This window comes from Cetobacterium sp. ZWU0022, assembly GCF_000800875.1.
Classification (GTDB): domain Bacteria; phylum Fusobacteriota; class Fusobacteriia; order Fusobacteriales; family Fusobacteriaceae; genus Cetobacterium_A.
On the sequence record NZ_JRJZ01000020.1, the window covers coordinates 1 to 10,562 of the forward strand.

Here is a 10,562-nt window from a genome sequence, read left to right on the forward strand (position 1 = left end):
GAAAGTACTTGGGGGGCAGCCCCCTGGGAGGATAGGAAGTTGCCAATCTTTTTTTATTTTTTGTAAAATTATGCTATAATTTAATTGTTGAAATTAAATCATAGAGAGGTGTTTTATGAAAAATATATTAGTGACAGGTGGAGCGGGATATATCGGAAGTCATGCTGTAGCAGAATTATTAGATTCAGGATATAACGTTATAGTTTTAGATAATTTAGAAAATGGATATATTGAGCTTGTAGATAAAAGAGCAAAGTTTTATAAAGGAGATATAAGAGATATATCGACTTTTGAAAATATTTTTATTGAAAATAAAATTGATGCAGTAATGAATTTTGCGGGTTATATAAAAGTTGGAGAAAGTGTTGTAGAGCCTAATAAATATTATTTAAATAATACTTATGGTGTTATGAATGTAGTTGAAGTTATGAAAAAATATGATGTAAAAAATATAATATTCTCATCTACTGCTGCAGTTTACGGTGAAGTTGATTGTGATGGATTAGTATATGAGAATTATCCAACAAACCCTATAAATCCATATGGTTGGAGTAAATTAATGGCAGAAAGAGTTATTATAGATGCAGCTAAAGCATTTGGTCTAAACTATTCAATTTTTAGATATTTCAATGTTGGAGGAGCACACGAGAAATATCATATAGGGCAAAAAGGTGATGGAGTAACGGCCTTAATTCCAATTATTTTACAAACAGCAAAAGGAGAAAGAGAAAAGTTGAGTATCTATGGAAATGATTATCCTACAGCAGATGGGACTGGAATTAGAGATTATATCCATGTTGTAGATTTAGTTAAAGCTCATATTGCTGCTTTACCATCGTTAGAAAAAAATATAAGTGGAATATATAATTTAGGAAATGGAACTGGATTTTCAGTATTAGAGATGCTGAATGCTGCAAAAAAAGTTACAGGAATAGAGATAAAATTTGAAGTTATAGAAAGAAGAGCAGGAGATCCAGCGTCTGTAGTGGCATCGAGTGATAAAGCTAGAGAAATTTTAGGATGGCAACCACAATATGTAGATGTTAGTAAAATAATAGAAACAGCTTGGAATTGGTATAAAAGTCTTTAAAATTATAGAGGTGGATAATGAACTTTTTTAAAAAATATTTTGGAAAGAAAGAAAAAAAAGATGATATAGAGAATACTGATATTCAAAAAAAATGTAGTGTAGAATCAGAATGTGATAGCGAGAACTGTGGTTGTAAAAGCTGTGAGCATGATGATGAAAAAACTGGAGATTATTTAAAGAATATATGTATTCAGATTGAGACAATTCCTTGTGAACCTAATCCATATTTTACGGTAGATGGTGAAAGTGCTAAATTTTTTGAAGAATTTGAAATAAGAATGACAACTATTCATAGAATGTATAAAATAAATAGTATTTTTTTGAAAGAATATCAAAAAGTATCTAGAAAATCATTGAGTGCTACAAGAGAGAATGAAAGTGAATTTTCAAAGTATAGTAAATGTTATTTTATAAATAATAATGCTTTTAAAGAGATACATAATATGAGTAATCTTTTAAATATTTTTATGATATTTGAAGTTCTATTAAAAAATCTAACAAAAGATTTGGCTTATGACAGAAATTTAGATTTGGAAGAGATTCAAAATAAAAATATGTCATATTTGAATAGTTATATATTGTTTATAGAAGAAAAAATGAAGATAGATTTTTCTTTATCTGATAATGAAAGAAATTTTATTGGAATAGTTAGAAAAATAAGAAATGATTATTTACACGACTATATGACTGAGATACCGGAGTCTATAGAAAAGGAGATAGTCAAGATATTTAATTTAAGAGAAGGAAAGAGAATTGTTGTTGATGAATATTTCATAGAGAATACTTGTAAGATGTTTGGAGAAATAGCAAAAAGACTCGAGAAATCATATTGGGGATATAAAAATAAAACTTTTGAAAAATAAAGGGGAAAAATATGCTAGTTATAGTTAGAGGTGCTGGAGATTTAGCAACTGGAGTTATTCATAGATTATATAGAAGTGGATTTAAAATTTTAGCATTAGAAATTGAAAAGCCAAGTGCAATAAGACGTAGTGTAGCATTTTCTGAGTGTATATATAATTTAGAACAGGTTGTAGAGGGAGTAAAAGCTAAAAAAGTAAACGATTTAAGAGAGATAGAAGAGTGTTGGAAAAAAAATGAAATCCCAGTAGCAGTAGATCCTGTTGGGAAATATATAGAGATTTTAAAACCTCAGATTGTTATAGATGCAATAATTGCAAAAAAAAATTATGGAACTAATATGGATATGGCTCCAATAACAATAGCTTTAGGACCTGGATTTGTAGCTGGGAGGGATGTTGATATTGTAGTTGAAACAATGAGAGGTCATAATCTGGGAAGACTTATATATGATAGAGGAGCTTTACCCAATACAGGTGAACCTGGAGATATAGCAGGAATAACGAAAGAAAGAGTTATATATTCTGAAAAAACTGGATTTTTTAAAGCGGTAAAAAAAATAGGGGATTATGTCAAGAGAAAAGAGATTTTGGGTTATATTGATGAGACGCCAGTTTTTGCAACAATAGATGGTTTGTTGAGAGGGATAATTTCAGATAACTATGAAGTAAAACCCAAATTTAAAATAGCTGATATAGATCCGAGATTAAATCAGTATGATAATTGCTTTACAATATCAGATAAAGCAAGAAGTTTAGGTGGAGCTGTATTAGAAGGTATTTTAAGTGAGCTTCATAGGAAAGGGGAAGAGGATGGATTTAAGTATTTTGGAGAAAGTTTTTGACAAAGTAAAAAGTGGGAATAAAGTAGCTTTGGTTACATTAACTAAATCAAGTGGATCTACACCTAGAAAAGAGGGAACGCTTATGGGTGTTTGGGACAATGATTTCATAGGAACAATTGGTGGAGGTTTAGTAGAGCATAGGGTGATAAATGATGCTAGAAAATCTCTTGAAGATAATAAAAACTCAGAATTCAAATATGATTTGACAAAAGAAGCTGAATTAGGTATGAGTTGTGGTGGAACAGTGGAAGGATATATAAAAGTTATTAATCCTAAAAATAGAGTTGTAATAGTTGGAGCTGGACATATAGGACAAAAATTATATAAACTTTTAGAAGATTCAGATTTTGAAAGAGTTATATTAGATGATAGACTTGAGTATGAAAGTTATTTTTCAGATATTTTAATAGGGGATTACTACAATCTAATAAGTTTATTACCGGAAAATGAAAATACATATTTTATAATTGTGACTAGAGGTCATCTAACAGATCAACAATCGTTAGAAGCAGCTTTGAACAAAAAAAGTAAATATATAGGTATGGTTGGAAGTAGAAGAAAAGTAATCGAAATAAAGAAAAATCTTCATGAGAAAGGTGTTAAATTGCCAGAAGAAAAGTTATATTCACCAATAGGACTTAAAGTTTCTGATGGTAGCCCATATGAAATAGCTATAGAGATAATGGCAGAGATACTAAAAGTTAAAAATAATGGTGAATTGGTGCATAGGAGGTTAGAGAATGTTAACACATTTTAATGAAGATGGTAAAGCTATAATGGTAGATATAACAGAGAAAAATGAAACGAAAAGAGAAGCTATAACAAAAGGTAAAATTTCTATGAATAAAGAAACTTACGAAAGAGTTAAAGATGGCGGAATAGAAAAAGGAGATGTTTTAGGAGTAGCTAGAGTTGCAGGAATAATGGCTGCAAAAAAAACGAGTGATTTGATTCCTATGTGTCATCCTTTATTTATAACAGGGGTAGAGATAAAGTTTAATTTTTTAGAAGATGAATTTGCTATAGAAACTGTTGCAAGTGTAAAAACAGCTGGAAAAACAGGAGTGGAAATGGAAGCCTTAACAGCTGTAACTACCTCACTTTTAACGATATATGATATGTGTAAAGCTATGGATAAAACTATGATAATAACAGATATCAGACTTTGTAAAAAGACAGGTGGGAAATCAGGAGAATTTATAAATGAATAATTTTTTGAGCATAATTGCGTATTTGAGTATACTTATATTACTAGGAGTTGTAATAAAAAGTAAGGTAAAAGTACTTCAGGATTTATTTATTCCAGCATCTATAATAGGTGGTATAATTGGGTTGATTTTAGGACCTGATTTACTAGGAAAATATTATAGTGTTATTCCACAAGAGTGGAACAGTATAGTAAGAGGAGTTCCAGGTGTTTTAATAGTGCCGATTTTAATTTCGGTTCCTTTAGGAATGGAGTTTGGTAAAAAAACAAAAATGATGAAAAATACTGTCACAACCGGTGGCATATTATTTCTTGTTACTTTTGTTCAATTGTTTATAGGCTATTTTATAAATCTTGTATTTGATTTAGTTTTTGGTATAAAGCTTTATAAGACATTTGGAGCTGAATTAAATTCAGCATTTGCAGGTGGACATGGGACAGCTGGTGTTGTGGCAAGAACTTTAAAAGAGGTAGGAGCTGAGTATTGGCAGTTAGCTCAAGGAGTAACTGTAACTTTAGCAACTATAGGGTTGGTATCAGGTATTATTTTTGGAATATATCAAATAAAGATGAATAGCGATAAAATTTTAAAACCAGAAATTTTGTCAGAGTATAAAAATGGATATATAAAAGAGGTCGAGAATCAGCCTTCAATAGGGAAAGAAACGATGTTAAATACAACTGTAGATACTTTAGCGTATCATATAGCTATAATTTTTGGAGTTTCTGGAGTGGCAATAATAAGTTTAGATGTTTTTAAATACTATAGAATACCAATACTTTCAAAGATAACGGTTTGGTCTTATGGAATGCTATTGATGTTTGCTATATGGAAAATCTTTATAAAAAAAGGAATTGCATGGAGTGTTGATTCAAAAGTGAAAAGTAAGATAACAGGAACTTTAACTGAGTTTGCAATAGTTTCAGCCGTGACGACTATTCCAATAAAAGCTGTAGCTAGCTATATATTGCCGATATTAATAATAAGTATAGTCGGATTTTATATCACTTGGGTATTGATTTATAGTCTTTCAAAAAGATATTTTAAAGATTATAAATTAGAAAGAACTTTAGCTATGTTTGGGACATCGACTGGAGTTTTTATAACTGGACTATTACTTTTGAGAATATGTGATCCAAAATTAGAAACTCCTGTTTTACAAGATTATTCTTTAGGATTTTCAATAACAGCTTTATTAGGACCGATTTTAATAGCAACCTGCATTCAATTAAGTTTTATGCACAACTACTTTTATCCAATCGGACTTCTTTTAGGATTGATAATTTTAACAGGTGTTAGTTTAGAATATTATAATAAAAGAGTGGGATAAACCACTCTTTTTTTTAAGAGTTGTGATATAATTAAAGGGATAAATTTATATATAAAGGAGATTAGAAATGGCTTTACTAAGTGTAAACAACTTGTATAAAGGATTCTCGGGAGAATCATTATTAAAAGATATAACATTTTCAATAGATGAAAAAGACAGGATAGGGATTATAGGTGTCAATGGTGCTGGAAAATCAACATTAATAAAAATGTTGATGGATATGGAAGATACAGATCCAAATCCCGAAACAAATGAAAGAGGTACAATATCAAAAAAAGGAAATTTAAAAATTGGATATCTTTCACAAAATATAAATTTAAATAAAGAAAACTCTATTTTTGATGAATTAATGAGTGTTTTTTCGAATTTAAAAGCGGATTATAAAAGAATTAAAGAGCTAAATAATTTAGTTGCAACAGATTTGGAGAATTTTGAAAAACATATGGATGAGTTAGCACATCTAAGTAGTAGATATGAACAAGAGGAAGGCTATGCTATTGAGTATAAAGTTAAACAGATTCTGATAGGACTGAGTATTCCAGAAGAGATGTGGAAAACTAAAATAGATGATCTTTCAGGTGGACAGCAATCAAGAGTTGCTCTAGGAAAAATACTATTAGAAGAACCTGAGCTTTTGATCTTAGATGAGCCTACAAACCACTTAGATCTATTAGCAATAGAGTGGTTAGAGAAGTTTTTAAAAGATTATCCAAAAGCTTTTATAGTTATCTCTCATGACAGATATTTTCTAGATAATATAATAAATAGAGTATTTGAAATTGAAGGAAAAACTTTAAAGGCATATAAAGGTAATTTTTCAGAGTATGTAATTCAAAAAGAAGCCTACTTATCAGGGGCGGTAAAATCATTTGAAAAAGAACAAGATAAAATAAAAAAAATGGAAGAGTTTGTAAGACGTTATAAAGCTGGTCAGAAATGTAAGCAAGCGAGAGGAAGACAAAAGCTTTTAGACAGAATGGAAAAAATGGAAGACCCAATTATCAACGTAAGAAAAATTAAACTTAAGTTTGAAGTAGAGAATCCAAGTGTAGATAAGGTGTTAGAATTAAAGAAATTAACTATGAGCTATGAAAAAAAGCAACTGTTCAATAACTTGGATTTGACAATATATAGAGGAGATAGAGTAGGTATAATTGGAAAAAATGGTGTTGGTAAATCAACGATTTTAAGAATTGTTAATGGTTTAGAAAAAGCAAGAGGTGGAAGCGCTGAGATAGGTGAAAGAGTAAAGATAGGATACTATGACCAAAATCATCAAGGTTTAAAAATGGAGAATACTATTCTAGAAGAGTTACTTCATAACTTTAAATTGAGTGATGAAGAGGCTAGAGGTGTAGCTGGAGGTTTCTTATTCTCAGCTGATGATGTAGATAAGAAAATAAAATCACTTTCGGGTGGAGAGAAAGCTAGAGTTGCTTTTATGAAATTGATTTTATCAAAACCTAATTTTCTAATATTAGATGAGCCTACAAACCATCTAGATATCTATTCGAGAGAGATTTTAGAAGAAGCATTAGAGGACTACGATGGAACAATTATAGTTGTTTCTCACGATAGATATTTTTTAGAAAATGTGGTGAACAGTATCTATGAAATAGATAAAGATGGAGCAACTTTATTTAAAGGAGACTACGAAAGTTATATGTCTCAAAAGGATAATATAAAAATAAAAGATGAATCTGCTGGTTTAAATTATGAAGAACAGAAAAAAAATAGAAATAAAATTTCTAATTTAGAAAAAAAATATAAAAGATTAGAAGAGGAAATAGATAAGCTAGAAAGTGAAAAAATAGAATTAGAAAAAAAATATGAAGTGGCAGGAAAAACTAATAATTTAGATGAGTTAATGAAAATTCAAGAACAGTTAGATAGCAAGGATGAAGAGATTTTAGAGGCTATGGAAAGCTGGGATGAAACTGCACTTGAATTAGAAGAATTGAAAAAATAGTTGTAAAAAAATAAAAATGTGATAAAATTATCTTTGACTTTTTGCAATAAAGCGATTATAATACTAAAGTTAAATATTATTTAAAAATAATAAATAAAAAAATTCAGAGGAAGGAGGGTAAAATGCCTACTTTAAGTCAATTAGTAAAAAAAGGAAGACAAACTCTAGAAGAGAGTAAAAAATCACCAGCATTACAAGGAAACCCACAAAGAAGAGGAGTGTGTGTAAGAGTTTATACTACTACACCTAAGAAACCAAACTCAGCTTTAAGAAAGGTTGCCAGAGTAAAATTAACTAACGGAATCGAAGTTACTTCTTACATCCCAGGAGAAGGACATAACTTACAAGAACACTCGATCGTTCTAGTAAGAGGAGGAAGAACAAAAGATTTACCAGGAGTTAGATATAAAGTTATCAGAGGAGCTCTAGATACAGCAGGAGTTGCTAAGAGAAAACAATCAAGATCTAAATACGGAGCTAAGAAAGCGTAATAATTATTAAGGAGGTGGACAGTAAATGTCAAGAAGAAGAGCAGCAGTAAAAAGAGATGTATTACCTGATTCAAGATATTCTGATAAGGTTGTAACTAAAGTTATCAACTCATTCATGTTAGACGGAAAAAAATCAATCATTGAAGGAATTTTCTATTCTGCAATGGATTTAATAAAAGAGAAAACTGGTCAAGAGGGGTACGATGTATTTAAGCAAGCATTAGAGAACATCAAACCACAAATCGAAGTTAGATCAAGAAGAATCGGAGGAGCTACTTATCAAGTTCCAGTAGAAGTAAGACCTGAGAGACAACAAACTCTTGCTATCAGATGGTTAACTACTTATACTAGATTAAGAAAAGAGTACGGAATGATCGAAAAGTTAGCAGCAGAGTTAATTGCAGCAGCAAACAACGAAGGAGCTACTATTAAGAAGAAAGAAGATACTTACAAGATGGCAGAAGCTAACAGAGCTTTCGCACACTACAAGTTCTAATTTTAATTTAAAATTCAGGAGGATAACAAAATGGCTAGAAGCGTTTCTTTAGAAATGACTAGAAACATTGGTATCATGGCTCACATCGATGCAGGAAAGACTACTACAACAGAAAGAATATTATTCTACACTGGAGTAGCTCATAAAATTGGAGAGGTTCACGAAGGTGCCGCTACAATGGACTGGATGGAGCAAGAGCAAGAGAGAGGTATAACAATTACTTCTGCTGCTACAACATGTTTCTGGAAAAATCACAGAATAAATATAATAGACACACCAGGACACGTGGACTTTACAGTTGAGGTTGAAAGATCTCTAAGAGTACTTGACGGTGCAGTTGCTGTATTCTCAGCAGTTGACGGAGTACAACCACAGTCTGAAACAGTTTGGAGACAAGCTGACAAATACGGTGTACCAAGAATAGCATTCTTTAATAAAATGGACAGAATCGGAGCTAACTTCGAGATGTGCGTAAACGATATTAGAGAAAAATTAGGATCTAATCCTGTACCTATTCAATTACCAATCGGTGCTGAGGATGACTTCGAAGGAGTTATCGATTTATTAGCAATGAAAGAAATCGTTTGGCCAAAAGATTCTGATAACGGACAAAACTTCGAGTTAAGAGATATCAGAGCTGAATTAGCAGATGCTGCTGAAGAAGCAAGAAACTTCATGATCGAATCAGTAGTAGAAACTTCTGATGAGTTAATGGAAAAGTTCTTCGGAGGAGAAGAGATTTCTGAAGATGAAATCAACACTGCTTTAAGAGCTGCAACTTTAGCTAACACAATAGTACCAGTTACTTGTGGAACAGCTTTCAAAAACAAAGGAGTTCAATCATTACTTGATGCTATCATCACTTACATGCCAGCTCCTACAGATAAAGGAATAATCAAAGGAACAGATGTTAAGAACGACGAGTTAGAAATAACTAGAGAAATTGCTGACGAATCTCCATTCGCGGCTTTAGCATTCAAAGTTATGACAGATCCATTCGTTGGAAGATTAACATTCTTCAGAGTTTACTCAGGAGTACTTACAAAAGGTTCTTATGTATTAAACTCTACAAAAGGTAAGAAAGAAAGAATGGGAAGAATTCTTCAAATGCACGCAAACAAGAGAGAGGAAATCGAAATTGTTTACTGTGGAGATATAGCTGCAGCAGTTGGATTAAAAGATACAACTACTGGAGATACTCTATGTGCTGAAGATGCACCAATCGTTCTAGAGAAAATGGAATTCCCTGAGCCAGTAATCTCGGTTGCAGTTGAGCCAAAAACTAAAGCTGACCAAGAGAAAATGGGTCTAGCTTTATCTAAGCTTGCTGAAGAGGATCCTACATTCAGAGTTAAAACTGATGAGGAAACTGGACAAGTAATCATCTCAGGAATGGGAGAATTACACTTAGAAATCATCGTTGATAGAATGAGAAGAGAATTCAAAGTTGAATCAACAGTTGGTAAACCACAAGTTGCTTACAGAGAGACTATAACTACTGCACAAGATCAAGAAGTTAAGTACGCTAAGCAATCTGGAGGAAAAGGACAATTCGGACACGTTAAGATCACTCTTGAGCCAAACCCTGGAAAAGAGTTCGAGTTCGTAAACAAAATAACAGGAGGAGCTATTCCTAGAGAATATATCCCTGCTGTTGAAAAAGGATGTAGAGAAGCTCTTGAGGCTGGAGTTGTAGCTGGATACCCTATGGTAGACTTAAAAGTTACATTATATGATGGATCATACCATGAGGTTGACTCGTCAGAAATGGCCTTCAAAATAGCTGGATCTATGGCTCTTAAACAAGCTGCTGTAAAAGCAAAACCAATCATCCTTGAGCCAATCTTCAAAGTAGAAGTAACTACTCCTGAAGAGTACATGGGAGACATCATAGGAGATGTTAACTCAAGAAGAGGTATGATCGGAGGAATGACTGATAGAAACGGAGCGAAGATAATCAACGCTAAAGTACCTTTATCAGAAATGTTCGGATATGCAACTGACTTAAGATCTAAATCTCAAGGAAGAGCAACTTACTCTATGGAATTTGAAGAGTACGCACAAGTTCCTGCATCAGTTCAAAAAGCTATTCAAGAACAAAGAGGAAAGTAATAATTACTTTTTCTAAGTTTTGAAGCTGTACAAAGTTTAATAATGTTGTGATTCTATTTTTAATAGAATCACAACAAAAATTATAAAATATAAATAACAATTAGGAGGAAATTTCAAATGGCTAAAGAAAAATTTGAAAGAAGCAAACCGCACGTTAACAT

Annotated in this window: 10 protein-coding genes; all 10 read left to right on the plus strand. The window is 31.7% G+C overall.

The genetic code is table 11. The features are described from left to right. Positions 1-115: 115 nt before the first annotated feature. The 10 genes from galE to fusA all read left to right on the plus strand — a co-directional run bounded on the left by galE (position 116) and on the right by fusA (position 10,401). Positions 116-1,090: a UDP-glucose 4-epimerase GalE gene (gene galE / locus L988_RS01475; RefSeq protein ID WP_047380847.1), complete on the plus strand. Its 975-nt coding sequence runs from the start codon at positions 116-118 to the stop codon at positions 1,088-1,090. Positions 1,091-1,107: 17 nt separating this feature from the next. After that, positions 1,108-1,953, plus strand: coding sequence for a hypothetical protein (locus tag L988_RS01480; protein WP_047380848.1), 846 nt, complete (start codon positions 1,108-1,110; stop codon positions 1,951-1,953). 11 nt (positions 1,954-1,964) lie between these two features. Then, a complete protein-coding gene (gene yqeB / locus L988_RS01485; protein ID WP_047380850.1) occupies positions 1,965-2,795 on the plus strand; it encodes a selenium-dependent molybdenum cofactor biosynthesis protein YqeB in 831 nt (276 codons plus the stop codon). Then, positions 2,764-3,552 (plus strand): XdhC family protein, encoded by a 789-nt coding sequence (locus tag L988_RS01490; protein ID WP_047380852.1) that lies wholly within the window; start codon positions 2,764-2,766, stop codon positions 3,550-3,552. The genes yqeB and L988_RS01490 overlap by 32 nt, the downstream gene beginning before the upstream one ends. Beyond that, positions 3,536-4,006 carry a cyclic pyranopterin monophosphate synthase MoaC gene (moaC, locus tag L988_RS01495; RefSeq protein WP_047380855.1) on the plus strand — a complete coding sequence of 157 codons (471 nt, stop codon included), beginning with the start codon at positions 3,536-3,538 and terminating at the stop codon, positions 4,004-4,006. The genes L988_RS01490 and moaC overlap by 17 nt, the downstream gene beginning before the upstream one ends. Then, a complete protein-coding gene (locus L988_RS01500) occupies positions 3,999-5,333 on the plus strand; it encodes a sodium/glutamate symporter (protein WP_047380857.1) in 1,335 nt (444 codons plus the stop codon). The genes moaC and L988_RS01500 overlap by 8 nt, the downstream gene beginning before the upstream one ends. 67 nt (positions 5,334-5,400) lie before the next feature. Then, complete coding sequence (locus L988_RS01505; RefSeq protein WP_047380859.1) at positions 5,401-7,302, plus strand: ABC-F family ATP-binding cassette domain-containing protein; 1,902 nt, start codon at positions 5,401-5,403, stop codon at positions 7,300-7,302. Positions 7,303-7,424: 122 nt separating this feature from the next. After that, entirely contained in the window at positions 7,425-7,793 is a 369-nt protein-coding gene (rpsL, locus tag L988_RS01510) for a 30S ribosomal protein S12 (protein WP_023051095.1), read from the plus strand. 25 nt (positions 7,794-7,818) lie between these two features. Beyond that, positions 7,819-8,289 (plus strand): 30S ribosomal protein S7, encoded by a 471-nt coding sequence (gene rpsG / locus L988_RS01515; protein ID WP_047380864.1) that lies wholly within the window; start codon positions 7,819-7,821, stop codon positions 8,287-8,289. 30 nt (positions 8,290-8,319) lie between these two features. Next, on the plus strand, positions 8,320-10,401 hold the full coding sequence (gene fusA / locus L988_RS01520) for an elongation factor G (protein WP_047380866.1): 2,082 nt from the start codon (positions 8,320-8,322) through the stop codon (positions 10,399-10,401). Positions 10,402-10,562: the final 161 nt, after the last annotated feature.